This is a genomic window from Chitinophaga pendula (assembly GCF_020386615.1).
Taxonomy (GTDB): Bacteria; Bacteroidota; Bacteroidia; order Chitinophagales; family Chitinophagaceae; genus Chitinophaga; species Chitinophaga pendula.
In genome coordinates this window covers 4,788,819-4,805,406 of record NZ_CP077769.1, presented here as the reverse complement: position 1 = coordinate 4,805,406, position 16,588 = coordinate 4,788,819, and the positions used below count along the sequence as shown (strand labels likewise).

General features: G+C 49.6%; 13 protein-coding genes. 8 read left to right on the top strand and 5 right to left on the bottom strand.

Annotated elements, in window-relative coordinates; all coding sequences use genetic code 11:
- Positions 1-180 precede the first annotated feature (180 nt).
- Entirely contained in the window at positions 181-1,251 is a 1,071-nt protein-coding gene (locus tag KTO58_RS17260) for a serine hydrolase domain-containing protein (protein ID WP_095838173.1), read from the top strand.
- A 326-nt stretch (positions 1,252-1,577) separates the two neighbouring features.
- Here KTO58_RS17260 and KTO58_RS17255 read toward each other — a convergent pair whose 3' ends face one another.
- The 3 genes from KTO58_RS17255 to KTO58_RS17245 all read right to left on the bottom strand — a co-directional run bounded on the left by KTO58_RS17255 (position 1,578) and on the right by KTO58_RS17245 (position 3,942).
- Complete coding sequence (locus tag KTO58_RS17255; RefSeq protein ID WP_095838174.1) at positions 1,578-2,342, bottom strand: hypothetical protein; 765 nt, start codon at positions 2,340-2,342, stop codon at positions 1,578-1,580.
- Between the two features lie 55 nt (positions 2,343-2,397).
- On the bottom strand, positions 2,398-3,009 hold the full coding sequence (locus KTO58_RS17250) for a class I SAM-dependent methyltransferase (protein WP_095838175.1): 612 nt from the start codon (positions 3,007-3,009) through the stop codon (positions 2,398-2,400).
- A gap of 78 nt (positions 3,010-3,087) precedes the next feature.
- A complete protein-coding gene (locus tag KTO58_RS17245) occupies positions 3,088-3,942 on the bottom strand; it encodes a helix-turn-helix domain-containing protein (protein ID WP_095838176.1) in 855 nt (284 codons plus the stop codon).
- Between the two features lie 186 nt (positions 3,943-4,128).
- Between KTO58_RS17245 and KTO58_RS17240 the strand changes: the two genes are divergently transcribed.
- On the top strand, positions 4,129-4,332 hold the full coding sequence (locus tag KTO58_RS17240; protein WP_095838177.1) for a hypothetical protein: 204 nt from the start codon (positions 4,129-4,131) through the stop codon (positions 4,330-4,332).
- 134 nt (positions 4,333-4,466) lie between these two features.
- The gene (locus KTO58_RS17235; RefSeq protein ID WP_157752888.1) at positions 4,467-4,616 is read left to right on the top strand and encodes a hypothetical protein; all 150 of its coding nucleotides are present in this window, start codon (positions 4,467-4,469) and stop codon (positions 4,614-4,616) included.
- A 208-nt stretch (positions 4,617-4,824) separates the two neighbouring features.
- Here the strand turns inward: KTO58_RS17235 and gcvP are convergent, their stop codons facing one another.
- Complete coding sequence (gene gcvP / locus KTO58_RS17230; RefSeq protein ID WP_095838178.1) at positions 4,825-7,692, bottom strand: aminomethyl-transferring glycine dehydrogenase; 2,868 nt, start codon at positions 7,690-7,692, stop codon at positions 4,825-4,827.
- Positions 7,693-7,898: 206 nt separating this feature from the next.
- Here gcvP and KTO58_RS17225 point away from each other — a divergent pair, with 206 nt between their 5' ends.
- Positions 7,899-8,390, top strand: a complete 492-nt coding sequence (locus KTO58_RS17225; RefSeq protein WP_095838179.1) for a YkgJ family cysteine cluster protein — start codon at positions 7,899-7,901, stop codon at positions 8,388-8,390.
- Positions 8,391-8,398: 8 nt separating this feature from the next.
- Here KTO58_RS17225 and KTO58_RS17220 read toward each other — a convergent pair whose 3' ends face one another.
- Positions 8,399-9,661: an MFS transporter gene (locus KTO58_RS17220; RefSeq protein ID WP_225859805.1), complete on the bottom strand. Its 1,263-nt coding sequence runs from the start codon at positions 9,659-9,661 to the stop codon at positions 8,399-8,401.
- Between the two features lie 174 nt (positions 9,662-9,835).
- Between KTO58_RS17220 and KTO58_RS17215 the strand changes: the two genes are divergently transcribed.
- The 4 genes from KTO58_RS17215 to KTO58_RS17200 all read left to right on the top strand — a co-directional run bounded on the left by KTO58_RS17215 (position 9,836) and on the right by KTO58_RS17200 (position 16,415).
- Positions 9,836-10,411, top strand: coding sequence for an RNA polymerase sigma factor (locus tag KTO58_RS17215; protein WP_095838181.1), 576 nt, complete (start codon positions 9,836-9,838; stop codon positions 10,409-10,411).
- A 96-nt stretch (positions 10,412-10,507) separates the two neighbouring features.
- Complete coding sequence (locus KTO58_RS17210; RefSeq protein ID WP_198315209.1) at positions 10,508-11,467, top strand: FecR family protein; 960 nt, start codon at positions 10,508-10,510, stop codon at positions 11,465-11,467.
- Between the two features lie 30 nt (positions 11,468-11,497).
- Positions 11,498-14,884, top strand: a complete 3,387-nt coding sequence (locus tag KTO58_RS17205) for a SusC/RagA family TonB-linked outer membrane protein (RefSeq protein ID WP_225859804.1) — start codon at positions 11,498-11,500, stop codon at positions 14,882-14,884.
- 19 nt (positions 14,885-14,903) lie between these two features.
- On the top strand, positions 14,904-16,415 hold the full coding sequence (locus tag KTO58_RS17200; RefSeq protein WP_095838184.1) for a RagB/SusD family nutrient uptake outer membrane protein: 1,512 nt from the start codon (positions 14,904-14,906) through the stop codon (positions 16,413-16,415).
- The last annotated feature ends 173 nt before the right edge of the window (positions 16,416-16,588 follow it).

Genomic DNA, 16,588 nt, shown 5'->3' with positions numbered 1-16,588 from the left:
ACTCCTGGGAATAGGAGGCCGATACTGGCAGGCACTTTGGTAAGAAGGCCCCATAGATGAAGGTGTATTAATGACATTTATTCTACTGCCGGTACTGATAAGATTTTGCAGGCATGGTGATAGATTATCTGGCTACAATTTTTATATTGTGTATACTTAACTGTCCCTTTAACTATTTATATGAAACTATTGCGCCTCGTTGTGCTATTGTCCCTGATTGCTACTTATGGGAAAGCGCAGCTCAAAAAAGTCGATCATGTTATTGATTCCTGTATCCGGCATCGCAACTTTAACGGCGTGGTATTGATCGCTCAAGATGGGAAAGTGAAATACCAGCGTTATACGGGGTTGGCTAATCGTCATTATGATATTCCATTTTCAGATAAGATCAGGTGCCAGATATATTCTGTGACCAAGACCTTTACAGCCGCCCTGATCATGCAGCTGTATGAAGAAGGCAAGATCCAGCTGGATTCCACCATCGCCTATTATTACCCGGAATACAAAGGAGAAGCGGCGCACAAGGCCACTATCCGGAACTTACTGACCTATAGCAGCGGACGTATCACCAAAGAGATGGACCCTGCGTATATACGTGAGGCTTATGATCAGAACCTGTGGCCGGTAGATTCTTTTATCAGCCGATATTGTTCGGAGCCGCTGGCATATAAACCTGGTACCAAATCCAACTACAGTAACGGAGACTATGTCTTGCTGGGTAAGATCATCGAGATCATCTGCCAGCAGCCGTATGATGAAGTGTTAAGGGAGCGGATACTGCGTCCGCTGAAGATGACCAACAGCGGTTACTGGCATCATGAAGACATCGTAAAAAACCTGGCAGAGGGCTATTATTATAAGGATGATAATGTTGACTCGCTGATCATGCCGACGTACCATTATATAGACAATCACTTTTCGGCAGGGGCTATGTATTCGACTGCGCAGGACCTGTTAAAATTTGACCAGGCTATTTTCCATCATACCTTGCTGAAGCAATCGACTGTTGACCTGATGACAAAGGGTTATCCTGAACTGGACGATGTGGCATTTGGTTTCTGGGTATATCCCAAGAAGATAGGCGGTATCAATACCATTTTTGCGGAGCGCCAGGGTGGCGGGTATGGTAATGAGTCTACCTGGGTACACCTGGTCGATAAAGGCGTGACATTGATCATACTATCGAATACTAGTACTGCCAATCTGAACCAGATCCGGCTGGCGGTATTGGATGCGTACCTGCATTCGTGAGGGGGGATCTCCTGGAATTATTACAAGGCACTTCCTTACCTGAGTAATAAGTTTACTATAGCCTTATTATACAGGACTTACAGCAAAATTACGAGATAGGTGGAGGAGAGGTGGACTTGATCGAAATGGTCGATTTTTGTGATTTGCCGGGTTGCAGGCGCTGTGTTTATCGTCCTTTTTTGTGTTAGTGGTTAATTTTTAGCGTAGCGACATAGCTGAAAAGGAGTGTTTTCCTTTGTCTTTTAGTATATGGGACATAGCTATCCGGGAAGTGCTGCACTCCTGTTATTTTTTACCATCGATTTTACTGGTGAGCTGATAGTCACTCATTCTTTGAGCAGTCTGAGAATGGCGTTGGCTTGGGTATTGACCGGCAGTGGGCTGTAAGGCTGTACGCGTTTGATATGTGGCGCCTGATTCCTGATACGTACCGGTTGTGGCCGGGGTGTTGGCGATTGTACGGCTACGATATCGGCGGCGATGGCCATTTTGTTTGTCTTCGGTGTTTTGTGGTTATATGCCTGTACCTGTACGGTCAGGAGCAGCGTACCATTGCCGGCGAGGTCTACAGACAGGGATAAGCCGGAGAATGTTGATTGCAGATCGATCCAGGCGGATATACACTGTGTACCGGTGATACGGCAGGTGTTAAAGTCCATCCTGGTGGCGATCAGTTTGACGTGCAGGCGTGTTGCGCCTTTCACTGCAGGCAGGGTCTGTGCCGGAATTTCTACCTGGCCTTCGACTGTACATACGGGCGGTATGGAGAAAAACTTTTCCAGGCCGGTATGACGGTTGAAGCGGAAGCCGCAGAGTTCCTGGTGCGTAAGGGCAGAGGACTGTAACAGTACCTTATTGAGTCTATTCACCAAGGTACCATCGTAGCGGGTATTGAGCAGTGATAAGTTGGCTTGCCTGATGAGTTTTCCTTTACGGCTGGCCTGGCCGAAGAGGCGGGCAGCGATCTTAGTGGCAGTGGTTTGACGTACGGATGTAGGTTTGCTCCGGAAGTAGTGGAGGCCGTTGCGGTAGTAGCCTATCATGTTACCGAGGCGGCCAGTAAATGTAATAATGCCGTTTTGGGTTGCCATGGGTTATGGGGTGTTTTACTTAAAGTTACGGCAAAAAATCGGCGTATCATACCCACTATTTTTTCCGGCCTACAAAACGGATCACGGCACCTTCGCCGATATGGAACATTCCTTCGTTGAGGCGGATGATCTCATCCCGGAGGGTTAGTATTTCGAAGTTGGGAAAGTCGAGAATGATTTCTTCTTCGGAGAAGAGGTCGTCTAATCCTCTGGGACCGCCTACTTGTGGGTTGCGGGTGACGAATTCGAGGTGTCTTTTGCTGAAGGCTTCGAAGATGACGATACCGCCTGGGCGGAGGTATTCATTTAGTTTACGGTGGTAGCGGGATTTTTTATCCGCGTCGAAATGTGCATATATAAGTCCTATCGCGTCGAAACTTTCCGGTTCAAGGTGGAGGTCTTCGAGATCACTGACGATATAATCCAGGGATACGTTGTGTTCGGCGGCCAGCTGTAGGGCTTTGCGCTGGCCAACGCTGCTCTGATCGAAAGAGGTAACCTGCCAGCCTACCGTAGCAGCGAATACACCATTGCGGCCTTCTCCATCTGCCGGCATTAATATATGGCCAGCTTCAAAGTGAGGGAGGGATTTTTCAAAGAACACATTGGGGGCTTTGCCATAGGCGAATTCGGGATGCTGGTATCTGTCGTTCCATTTCTGTGCCATGTTATTATTGATTTTGTAGATTAAAGGTAGGACTGTGGCGAGTTTCGGGGATAGGACAAACATAGAGTTCCGCAGGACTTATCTGTATTTATTCCGGAAGGCATCGGGGGAGAGGCCGGTGTGTTTTTTGAAGAAGCGGATAAAGTAGGAGACATCTTCATAGCCGAGGTGCCAGGCGACCTGGTTGACCTGGTTGGTGGTAGCGAGCAGGTATCTTTTGGCTTCGAGGATAATATGATCGTTGATGAGGGCGGAGCAGGTCTTGCCGGTGGTCGTTTTGGTAATGGCGTTGAGCTGGTAGACGGACAGGTTGAGGAGGGCGGCATATTGTGTTACCTGCTTATGGGTGGTGATATATTTATCCAGCAGTTCCGTGAGTTCGTCGAGGCGTTGCTGTGTATAGCTATGTTGTAGGGAGGGAGCGTCCTGTTTTTGTTGCCGGGCGAGATGGATGAACAGGATATGGAGGTGGGCTTTGATGACCTGGAAGTAATCGTTTTTTTGTTCATTGAACTCTGTGGCTATGTTGTTGAGCAAGTTCCAGATGCTGGCGAAGGTGTCGGGGGAGAGGCGCTGGTGATTGGTATTGGCCATTGTGCTGAGGGAGCGGGCGGAGTCGGCGTTGTAGGGAAAGAAGCCAGGGCGGAAGGATAAGAGATAACCTTTGCTGCCAGCCAGGAGGGTGAGGCGGTGTACCTGTCCGGGACGCATAAAGAAGAGGGTATTGTCGGTGACGGGGAGGGGGGTAAAATCGATCTCGTGTGAGCCGACGCCTTTTTGGAGTACCAGGAGGTAGTAGAAGTTATGGCGATGTAGTTCCTGGATCATGTCTTGTTCATCCATGAGGGGGCGGAGGTCGTGTATATTAAACTGGCCGGCGAGGCCAGGTTCTTGTTGGGAAGTAGGTATTTGTCTTACCGGGATGTCTTTCATGATCAGTATGGGTCGAAAAGGAGGGATGAAGGTAAGGAGAAAAGCTATGTTATTGACAGTCAATGGGAGTGTATGCCGGGCAATTATATTATAATTTTTTTAACACTTACAAAGGTGAGGGGGTGCGTGGGGGGGATGTTATAGAGGGGAACAGTTTATTAAACATCCATTTAAACATCAAGTCAAATGAAAAAACTCAGCATTCTGTTTTTCGCAGCCGCTATTACTTTTGGTGCTTCCAGCGTATTTGCTCAGCAGGCACCTGTAAAGAAAGACAAGAAAGCCGGTAAAGAGAAGACTGTACCAGCTACTGAAGCAAAACCAGCTGCTGAAGCTAAGCCTGCTGCTAAGGCAGACAAAGCTGCTCCTGCTGCTAAAAAGCACCACTAAGGTATATACGGGACTGCGTTAGAATAAGGTTATTTTAGGGGATAGCAGTCCTTGTATAAGTAATCTAATGGCCCTGGAATACATGTATAGCATGTTTTCCAGGGCTATTTGTTTTTAGCGGATATCAGACCTGTATGATGAAGGTTGACGCGGCTGTTGGTGATTTCATCGGCAGTGACGGTGTGTGGGGCGTGGTAGGCGTGGTGGGCGAGGTGAGTGCAGTAGGGGGGCAGCGGATGTGGCGGGGGGTAGCGCTGGTACAAAAGAGGGCGATTGAGATGTAAAGGAACGATGATAAGCTTTTCATAAGGAGGAATTTGAGGGGGGTATTGAAAAGCTGTTGATCGAGGCCTTCCTGATAGGTTGATATTGGGGCTATTATCCTGATGGGCGATATAGGTGTGGGAAAGTTTAAAGTGGGTAGGGGGGAGGTAAAAAAAATGCCGATGAGTATTACTCACCGGCATTTGCTCATTTTATAATTATCGTTTATTACGCTTCTGCTGTTTCGTAGGCGCTTACGGGCTCGCAGGTACAGATCAGGTTTCTGTCGCCATGGGTGTTGTTGACACGGCTAACGGAAGGCCAGAATTTGTTTTCCTTTACGTAAGGCAGTGGGAATGCTGCTTGTTGGCGGCTGTAAGGTTTGGTCCATTCGTCGGCGGTGATGACGAACTGGGTATGCGGTGCATTTTTCAGTACGTTATCCTGTTTGTTGCTGGAGCCTTCTTCTACGGCGCGGATTTCTTCGCGGATGGCGAGGAGGGCGTCGCAGAAGCGATCGAGTTCTGCTTTGTCTTCACTTTCTGTCGGTTCGATCATGATGGTACCGGGAACGGGGAAGCTCATGGTAGGGGCGTGGAAGCCGTAGTCCATGAGGCGTTTGGCGACATCTTCTGCTTCTATACCGGCGGTATTTTTGAATGGGCGGAGGTCTACGATGAACTCGTGAGCGCAGGTGCCCTGGCTGCCGGTGTAGAGGATATCATAAGCTTTTTCCAGTTTGGCCTTCATGTAGTTGGCGTTGAGGATAGCGTACTGTGTGGCTTTTTTGAGGCCTGCATATCCGAGCATGCGGATGTAGGCGTATGATATGAGCAGGATGCTGGCGGAGCCGAATGGTGCTGCGGAAACGGCCTGGTTTTTCTCTTTACCGTTGATGACATGTCCGGGGAGGAAGGGAGCCAGGTGTTTGGCTACGCAGATGGGTCCCATTCCAGGACCGCCGCCACCGTGAGGTATTGCGAAGGTCTTGTGGAGGTTGAGGTGGCATACGTCGGCACCTATGAGGCCCGGAGCGGTCATACCTACCTGGGCGTTCATGTTGGCGCCATCCATGTATACCTGACCGCCATGCTGGTGGATGGTCGCGCAGATATCTTTTACGCTCTCTTCGTATACACCGTAGGTTGAAGGGTAGGTGATCATGATACCAGCCAGTTTATCGGCGTGGGTAGCAGCTTTTGCTTTGAGATCGTCTACATCGATGTACCCATTCTCCAGTGCTTTTACTACTACTACCTGGAATCCGGCCATTACGGCGGAAGCGGGGTTGGTACCGTGGGCGGAGATGGGGATGAGCATTACGTTGCGATGTGTTTCGCCACGGCTTTCGTGGTAGTCGCGGATGGTAAGCAGGCCGGCGTATTCGCCCTGGGCGCCGCTATTAGGTTGGAGGCTGCACGCGTCGAATGCGGTGATCTTGCAGAGGTAGTCGCTCAGTTCATTAACGATCTGGAGGTAACCGGCTGCTTGGTTTTGCGGTACGAAGGGGTGCATTTTGCTCCAGTGTGCCCAGCTGAGGGGGATCATTTCAGAAGCTGCGTTGAGCTTCATGGTGCATGAACCCAGGGATATCATGGAGGTATTGAGGGAGAGGTCTTTATTTTCCAGTGACTTCATGTAACGCATCATTTGCGACTCGCTGTGGTGGCTGTTGAAAACCGGGTGCAGGAGGTAAGCGGAGGTACGTTGGAGGTCAGTGGGGATGTGATCGGGAGAGAATGTCAGCTGATCTTCGGAGGGCAGTTTGTCGGCACCGAATATGGCGAGGATATCGTTCACATCGGCGGAGGTGGTGGTTTCGTCGAGGGCGATGCTGATGGCGCCGGAGGGCAGGTAGCGGAAGTTGATTTCTGCTGCTTCTGCTTTAGGGCGGATGGTGTTAGCATCGGCATTAACGACGATGGTATCGAAGAACTGTCCGGACTGGAGGGTGATTCCTTTGGCGGTGAGGTTATCGGCCAGTGCTTTGGTGAGCAGGCTCACACGGGAAGCGATCTGGCGGAGGCCGTGGGGACCGTGATATACGGCATACATGGCAGCCATGTTGGCGAGTAGTGCCTGTGCGGTACAGATATTGGACGTTGCTTTTTCGCGTTTGATGTGTTGTTCGCGTGTTTGCAGGGCCATTCGCAGGGCGCGGTTGCCTTGAGCGTCGATGCTTACACCGATGATACGACCTGGTATGGAGCGTTTGAAGTCATCTTTGGCGGTGAAGAAAGCGGCGTGGGGGCCACCGAATCCGAGGGGAACGCCGAAACGTTGAGCGGAGCCCAGGGCTGCGTCGGCGCCGAGGTCGCCGGGGGAGGTGAGGAGGGTGAGTGCGAGCAGGTCGGTAGCCATGGCTACGAGTGCGCCTGCTGCATGCACTTTCTCTATAAAGCTGCGGTAGTCTTCTACGCTACCGATATTGTTAGGATATTGGATGAGTGCACCGAAGTACAGTTCATCGAATTGAGCGGTTTTATAGTCGCCTACTACTATCTCGATCTGGAGGGGGGTAGCTCTGGTAAAGAGTACATCGAGGGTTTGCGGGAATACTTCTTTGTCAACGAAGAATTTAGGTTTGGTGACATGTTCATGATCCCTGTTGAGGGTATTGAAGAACATGGTCATGGCTTCTGCGGCGGCGGTCGCTTCGTCGAGGAGGGAAGCGTTGGCTAGCGGGAGGCCGGTCAGGTCGGAAACGAGTGTCTGGTAGTTGAGTAAGCTTTCGAGGCGGCCCTGAGAGATCTCGGCCTGGTAGGGGGTATACTGGGTATACCATCCCGGGTTTTCGAAGACGTTGCGAAGGATCACGCTGGGCGTGATGGTATCGTAGTATCCCTGGCCGATATAGGTACGGAACACTTTGTTTTTCAGGGAGATGTCCTTGAGTTGGCGGAGGTATTCGCTCTCGCTGATGGCCGCTGGAACATCCAGTTCCTGTTGCATACGGATGGCAGCAGGTACGGTCTGATCTACGAGTGCATCGGCGGAAGAGGCGCCGATCACTTCGAGCATTTCAGTTGTCTCACTGTCATTAGGCCCTATATGGCGGTGTACGAACTCGTTCTGTTGAGTATCAAAAAGGTTCATGATATAAGCAGGTAGTAGTTTGAAAGATTCGCAAAGCTATGACCTTTTTAAGCAATGGCCAAACCGGCGGGGGGAGGGTGGATAGTACGGTGATAAATGGTAATGAAGGAGTTAGGTGATTGTCATGTATTTGTCTGGTAAATATTGGATATGGGTGGAAGGGGGCTTTTCGGGATCGGTCATTTTAGCGCTATCTTTGTGAGTAAATGAACGAGCTGTTACAAAACTGGGAAGTGAAGGCCAAGGAGAAGCAGAAGGCCAACAAGCAATTTTTGCAGAAGTTGCAGACCAAGAAGGGGAAGGGTGTAGAGAAGCTGTTGCCGGACCTTCATGAGGAGGCATTCAGTCATATTGACTGCCTGCAATGTGCGGGGTGTTGTAAGCGTATCAGTCCGCGGTTTAAGACGCCGGATATTAAGCGTATTTCCAAGTATTTGGGTATGCGGGAGTCGGTGTTTATTGAGACTTATCTCCGGTTGGACGAGGACGGTGATTATGTGGTGAGGCGTTCTCCCTGTCCGTTTCTGGGAGCGGATAATTACTGTAGCATTTATGACGTGCGTCCCGGGGATTGTCATAACTATCCTTATACTGACAGTTACGAGTTTTTCAAGCGACCTAACACTACTTACCTCAATAGTACGATCTGCCCGGCTGTGTATTATGTGCTGGAGCGGTTAAAGGAGGAGATGAAGTAGTATTTTTTCTAATCAGCTTTCAGGTCTAGTTTCCGCATAGCGGGAGATATGACGTAGGTGGTGACCACTACGCCGAGGGTAATGCAACCACCTACTACGACTGACGGTATGAGTCCGATGGCTCTGGCGGCGAATCCGCTTTCGAAGGCGCCCAGTTCGTTGGAGGAGCCGACGAACATAGAGCTTACGGAGGCGACGCGGCCTCTCATTTCGTCAGGTGTTTTGAGTTGGAGGATGGTTTGGCGGATGATAACGCTGATGCCATCGAGCATGCCGCTGATGAGCAGTGCTGCGAGTGACAGGTAGAAGCTGGTGGAGAGGCCGAATACGATGATACAGATACCGAATCCGAATACGGCTGCCAGCAGTTTAAGGCCAGGTTTATTGACCAGTGGGCGATAAGCCAGTATGAACATGGTGACGAGTGAGCCTACGGCAGGTGCGGCCCGCAGCATACCGAATCCGAGTGAGCCTACGTGGAGGACATCGGTGGCGAAGGCGGGGAGCATGGCTACGGCGCCGCCGAACAGTACGGCGAACATATCGAGGGCCATGGCGTTGAGCACTACTTTGGTCTTCCATACGAAGCGCATACCCTGTGTGAGGCTTTCCAGTATCCCTTCTCCTTTTTCCTTATAATAGATCGGTTTGGGTTTGATATGCAGCAGGCTATATAGCGGTGCGAAGAAGATGAACATGACCAGCAGCATAGACCAATGTACGCCTAAGAGGTGAATGCATACGCCACCTAGTGCGGGGCCGAGCATGCCGCCTATCTGCCAGGCACTGCTGCTCCAGGTGGAGGCGTTGGCGTAGTGTGTGCGTGGTACGAGTAATGATAGTAAGGTGAAGTTGGAAGGGCTGACGAAGGCTCTGACGATACCTCCCAGGAATACGAGTATGTAGATGAGGTTGAGGGTCCATGCTTTGGATATGCCGACGGTGGCTTTATCCCAGGTGAGGAGGAAGAGGCCTGCACTGATGATGATGTATGCGATGATACATTTGAGCATCATTCCTCTTTTTTCTCTTTTATCTACTATATGGCCGGCGAAGAGGGCGAGGCCGACGGCAGGGATTACTTCTGCGAGGCCAATGAGTCCGAGGGTGAAAGGATCGCGGGAGATCTCGTATACTTTCCATTCTACGATAGCGAACTGCATGGTGAGTGCGAATACTACTGCAAAGCGGATCACCAGATAATAGTTGAATTCAGCAAATCTTAACGAAGCGTAAGGATCATTCCTATTGGGTGTTGCCTGGTCTTCCAATCGTATGAAATTTTGGTGAAGCGGTGCCGCAAAGGTAACCATTTTACATAAGGAGTGCGGCAACAAAATGGATGATATGTGGATAAGTGTGTTGTATGCGGCTTAACAATTTGATAAATCCGACGGCCGGGTTTGGTGGGGAAACCGGGATAACTTTGTCCTGTTAATGTGAATATGCATCAAGTTACCGAGCACACTTTATGGGGACAGTTAAAGGCCGGGGACGAGGCTGCGTTCCGGGAACTATTTGATCTGTACTGGGAGGAACTATTATCCTATGCCTATCATATCACGAGGGACATGCCGCAGGCGCAGGATACTGTGCAAGGTTTATTCATTCACCTATGGGAAAAGCATGATAGTTTACCTGCGGTAGTTAGTATTGCCGGTTATCTGAAGACGGCATTAAAGAACCGGTTGCTGAATGCTATCCGGGATGAGCAGTTGTACCAGGATCACGTGGAGTTGTTCGTGCAGGTGGTGAATGAGGGGGATCATTCGTTGCTGGAGCAGTTGCAGGCCAAGGATACGGAGCAGGAGTTGCTGCGTACTATTGACATGTTGCCCGGTAAGATGAAGGATGTATTTTACCTGCATAGGATAGAATCGTTGACGGTGGCGGAGATTGCGCAGCGTACCGGTGCTTCTGAGCAGACGATCCGCAATCAGCTGAATACGGCGCTGCATCGTATCAAAGCGCAATGGGGATATGGTGTGGTGATCGTTGTGGTATGGTGGTTATATCAATAATGTGTGTGTCTATATTACCAAAATGTTAAGCCCTGTTTCCCGATAGTTATTCCATTTATAAGCCGTGTCTAGGTGATGAAAAGGGGATCATCACGGATGGACAGCACCACACTTTCACAATTACTGGGGAAATACAGACAGCAGCGATGTACGGAGGCGGAGCTGCAATTGCTTTATCGCTGGCTGGATGCTGTAGATGCGCATAGTCAGGAGCAGCTTGCTTTTACTGATGAGGAGCGTCAGCAGGTGAAGGCGGTGATGCTGGCGCGTATATTACAACGGCCGGTGCCGGTGCGCAGGAGTGGCGGATTGCTTCGTAAGTGGCTGCAGGCGGCGGCTGTGTTGCTGCTGATTGGTACGGCAGTTTATTTCCTGTTGGGCAGGACAAAAACTACGGTACACGGTGAACGTTGGGTGACGCAGCAGACCGGTGCGGGGCAGACCCTGCGAATGATACTACCGGATAGTTCGGTGGTGGTGCTGGCGCCTAATACTACTATACAATATGCTGATGCTTATGGTGTGCGCGTTCGTGCATTACGCCTGGAACGGGGGAAGGCCTTCTTTGATACCCGTTCTGATATATCCCATCCATTTACGGTAACGGCGCAAGGTATTACGACTACTGTACTCGGTACATCCTTTACTGTTGAGAACATGGCGGCTGAGCGAGTATGCCGTGTGTCGGTGGCTACAGGTAAGGTGAAGGTAGCGAGCAAGGCACGCGCCTATGGCGAATTGTTGCCAGGCAAGCGATTTACGGTGCAGGCGCAGGATGATCTGGTGATGGAAGATGAGGTTTCTGTGGCGGAAGACGTGGCCTGGACAAAAGGGGAGCTGGTGTTACGCAATGCCAACCTGGGTCAGCTGGTACAGTTGCTGGAGCGTGAATACGCGGTGAAGGTGACGACCAAGCTGGATATGAAAGCCGGCAGTTATACGCTGCGGGTGCCTGCTAATACTTCATTGGAGGAGTTACTAGTTATTCTGCGACGTATCAGTTATCAACCTAAGTTACACTTTACTCACAAGGCTGCTGTACTGACTATCTACTAATTGGTACAGGTTACTTTAATCATAATAAATATGCAACGCACACCACAATCGTTTTTTATGCGTGTTAACAGAAAGAAGCTGGCAGTGTCATTGTCACTGCTGATGGCTACTTCTGTTGCGACTGCGCTGCCGCTTTCGGCGCAGGTGTTACAACAAGAGGTATCGAGGCTGGACATTACCAGCGGGCATTTATCGGCTGCCTTACGACAGCTGGAAGCCAGCACCGGTATCAGGCTGGCGTATGATGAAGCGGCTCTCCGTAAGGTGCGGGTGGCGAAGACCAGTTACCGTACGCGTACGGTAGAAGACATTTTGCATGATCTTTTGCAATCGTCTTCGCTTAAATATGAGGAGCGCTCAAAGACCATCCTGATCTTCGACAGTGCGGATGAGAGCGTGGAGTACAAAAATCAGCTCGCTGACAAGATCACTATTACCGGTAAGGTGACTGATAAAAACGGTCCGTTGCCAGGCGCCAGTATTATGATCAAAGGCACTGCACAAGGTACCAGCACAGACGGTAAAGGAGATTTCCGTATCAGCACGGACTCCCGTAGTGAGCTGACGCTGGTAGTAAGTATGTTAGGTTACAAAACCCAGGAGATCACCGTAGGTGTTGAACGCAGTTTTAACATTGTGATGGAAGAGAGCACGGTGAGTCTGAACCAGCTGGTGGTAATTGGTTATGGTACACAGAAACGTTCTACTGTGAGTGGTGCAGTGGCAGATGTGCAGTTGGATAAGATCGGTTCCCGATCATTAAACGATCTGGCAGAAGCGCTGCAAGGTAAGGCACCCGGAGTGATCGTACAGAACCAGGGTGGTGATCCGACCTCTGTGCCCAAAGTATATATACGTGGTCTGGGAGGTATCAACGGTGAAGGGCCTTTGTATGTGGTAGACGGAGCGATCTACACTGGTGGTCCGATCAATCCGAATGATATAGAATCTATCAACGTACTGAAAGATGCTTCTGCTGCTATTTATGGTGCGAGAGCATCCGGCGGGGTGGTATTGATCACTACCAAAAAAGGAAAACAAGGTGCTACGACGGTAACGGCTGATGTGAAGCTCGGTTTTCAGCAAGCGGCCAAGAAGTTGCAGACCCTTAACGCCAAAGAGTTTGCCGATGTGATGAACCAGGCCGCTGATGCTGCCGGTAAGCCACGTCAGGATGCGTTTGATCCTGCTAAATATCCTGATGGACAGATCACCCGTACTAACTGGCTGGATGAGATCTTCCGTACCGGTAAGATACAGGACTACAACGTTAACGTGAATGGTGGTAATGATAAATCCAGGTATTATATGGCACTGGGATATCGCAAAGGCGATGGTATCCTGCTCAATACTTACAGTGAGCGTTTCTCTTTCCGTATGAACTCCGACGTACAGGTGAAGCCCTGGCTGAAGATCGGTGAGAACATGTCTTATACCTATACTAACGGTAACGGTGCTAATACTACCAGTCCTTATGCCGGTGCTATTTTTGCTGCATTGGGATATCCCCGTAATATCACGCCTTATCAGCCGGATGGCAGCTACAGCGGTATGCCGGAAGGTATTTCCAAAGCATATAGCGACCTGGCCAACCCGGTGGCGCTGCTGCAACGTGTGGACTTAAAGAACCCGGTTAACAATATCAACATCAATCCTTACATAGAGGTAAAACCTATTAAGGACCTATTGTTCCGTTCCAACTTTGTCATCACTAAATCTTTTACTGACACCAAGAACTTTACACCCAGATTCCCGGAGATCGGTAAGCCTAACCTGAGCAATGAGTTAAGCTATCGTACTTCTAACTATTCTGAATACCTGACTGAGCAGACGCTGACCTACAATCATAACTTCAACGGTCACAACCTGACCGCCTTGGCTGGTTATACTTATCAGCAGCGTGAGGGTGATTTCCTGACGGTGATAGCCAGTGGTTTTGAAGATGAGCGTATGGAGTATCGTTACCTGATGAATGGTAGCATCTTTAACAACCCGGTGCCTTCCAGCGGCAAAGACAAATGGGCGCTGGAGTCTTACCTGGGACGTGTGAGTTATGATTATAAAGGCCGTTACCTATTGTCCGTACTGGGACGCCGGGATGGTACCTCGAGGGTAGGTAAAGCTAACCGTTATGCGAACTATTATGCCGTGACCGGTGGATGGGTATTGACGGAAGAGCCATGGCTGCGTAACAATGGCTGGTTGTATTATGCCAAGATCCGTGGTAGCTATGGTCTGTTAGGTAACCTAGGAAGTTTGCCCGCCAATGCTATCAATATCAACATGCGTCGTACGCAGTCTTATATGGGTAAAGACCCGCAGACGGTTACCGGTTATGCAGAGGATGCGATCTCTAATCCGAACATCAAGTGGGCACAATCCCGCCAGGTGAACATTGGTGCTGACCTGGGTTTCTTTGAGAACAGGCTGAACGTGATCGCTGACTATTTTATCAAAACTACAGAGGATATGTTATTCCAGACCAGCCCTACGGCTACGCAAGGTGTGAGCAACGGTGCCTGGAAGAATGCCGGTACTTTCCGCGATAGAGGTATTGAGTTGGGAATAAACTATAACAGTGCAGCTAACAAGGAATTCCAATACGGTGTAGGTGTAACATTGACGAAGATCAACAACAAGCTGTTATCGCTGACGGAGTCTGTTTCCAGCATCAACTATCCAGGTGTGAACGTACGTAGTACGCTGGCGCCTATTTATTCTCAGGTAGGTAGTCCGCTCTATTCTTACTATGTGATCCGTACCAACGGTATCTTCAAGACGCAGGAAGAAGTGGATAACTACAAGAATGCTGCTGGACAGAAGATACAGCCTAAAGCGAAACCCGGAGATATCCGTTTCGTAGACAGGAGCGGTAACGGTTCTATCGGTAATGAAGATCGCGAGATCGTAGGTAGTCCTTATCCTGGTTTTACTTATGGATTCAGCTTTAATGCCAGCTATAAAGGTTTTGATCTGAACATTGCTGCACAAGGTGTACAAGGAAACAAGCTATTCAATGCGTTGAAATATACCAACTTGAATACCAGTGTGGGAGCTAACTTCAACCTGTTGCGTGACATCCTGAATGCCTGGTCTCCCAGCAATCCTAACAGCAACATTCCCCGTATCACTGCGGATGACAGCAACAACAACTACGGTAATGCCTCTGATTGGTATATAGAAGACGGTTCTTACCTGCGTATCAAGAACGTAACGCTCGGTTATACCGTGCCTGCCAGCGTTCTGAAACATGCCGGTATTAAAGGGCTGCGTGTATATGTAACAGGTGGTAACCTGCTGACCTTTACCAAATACAAAGGATTTGATCCTGAAGTAGGGATGGATGAATTTGGTATTGACAAGGGACGTTATCCGCAGGCGAGAAGTGTATTGTTTGGTCTGAATGTGAACTTCTAATCATTAAAGAAAGCGAATTATGAAAAGCATTATAAAGCAACTGACCCTGTCGATCGGCATGATAGCTACGCTGGGTGCTTGCAGCAAAAAACTGGATATAGTACCGGAAGGCGCTCCTACTACCGGTAACTTCTGGAAGACGGAGAAGGACGCGGTATCTGCGGCGAACAGCTTGTATGAGAAATTTGATGATGAGAACTTTTACGGTCGTGGTTACTGGTGGTTCATCAATGCCAGCGATGATATGGTGACGGGCAGGATCAAGGCGGAAGGTGATAACATCAAAAACTTCAACCGTGGTTTCATCGGGGGGTCTTATACCGAAGGTCAGTGGCAGCTACGTTATATTGTGATCAAACGTGCGAATGATATCATCACCAAGGTGCCTGGTATTACGATGAATGAGGCGCTGAAAAAGCGTATCCTCGGAGAGGCTTATTTCTTCAGTGGTCTGATGTACTTTGAGCTGGCCTATACTTATGGTGATGCCCGTGCGGGAGTACCGCTAGTAGACCGTAACAATATGAGCAGTGACAAACCACTTCCCCGTTCTGAGAATGTGAACAAGGTGTATGAGTATGTGGAGAAGGAATTGTTGCAGGCTGTGGATTTGTTACCTTATTTCGACCAGTACCAGGGACCTGACTATGGCCGTCCGCATAAGACAGCTGCATATGCTTTCCTGAGTAAGATGTTCCTTTATAAGAAGGATTATGCCAATGCGGAGAAGTATGCGGACATGGTGATGCAGAGCGGTAAACATAAGCTGCTGGATAACTTTGCAGACGTATTTACTATTGCCAACAACTGGAGCAGCGAGTATATCTGGTCGGCTTACGGTACGGCATCCGGGCCTAACGGTTGGGGTAGCATATTGCCCGGTGTGATGCTGGACTATAAAGGATGGGACCTTTATAATGGCTGGGGTTATTACATGCCTACAAAGGAGTTGTATGATACGTATCTGCCCGGTGATAAACGTCGGGAAGCGACGATCCTGAAGCCTGGTGACAAGTTTGTATATTTCGGTAAGGAAAAGGTGTTTGATAAGCCGCAGAGCTTATCCGGATACCAGTTCCGTAAATACATGGAGCCATTTACCTATGCTGACGGTGCGAGACTTAGTAAGAACGGGGATCACCCTACGACGGATCTGAATGTACCGTTGCTGCGTTATGCGGAGGTGATACTGATCAAGGCGGAGGCTAAACTGATGCAAGGGAAAAATGCGGATGCGGAGATCAACATGATCCGCCGTCGTGCGGGGCTGGTAGAGATAACTGGTGCAGACATGAAGGAGCTGAAGTTACAACGTCGTTGTGAGCTGGCAGGAGAGTGGGCTAACCGCCATGTGGACCTGGTGCGTTGGGGAGATGCAAAGGCTGCTTACGGACAACCGTTGCACGGTGCAGATGGTAAGGTGGTATGGCCAGCGCGTGACTTTGATCCTGCTATACATCATGTATGGCCGGTACCGCAGAGCGAGATCATCAGCAGTGGTGGTATCGTAAAACAAAATGCAGGCTGGTAAGACTGGAATGATTACATAAACCGCGGCCCCCTTTGCGATTGCAGAGGGGGCTTTCTTATTTCCGGGCGGTATTATTGTTACGAACGGTAGGAAGTATGCGAGCAAGATGATTATTTTTATACTCAATACTATTATACCACGTATGACCAGATATTGCTTATTAAAGACCGGAC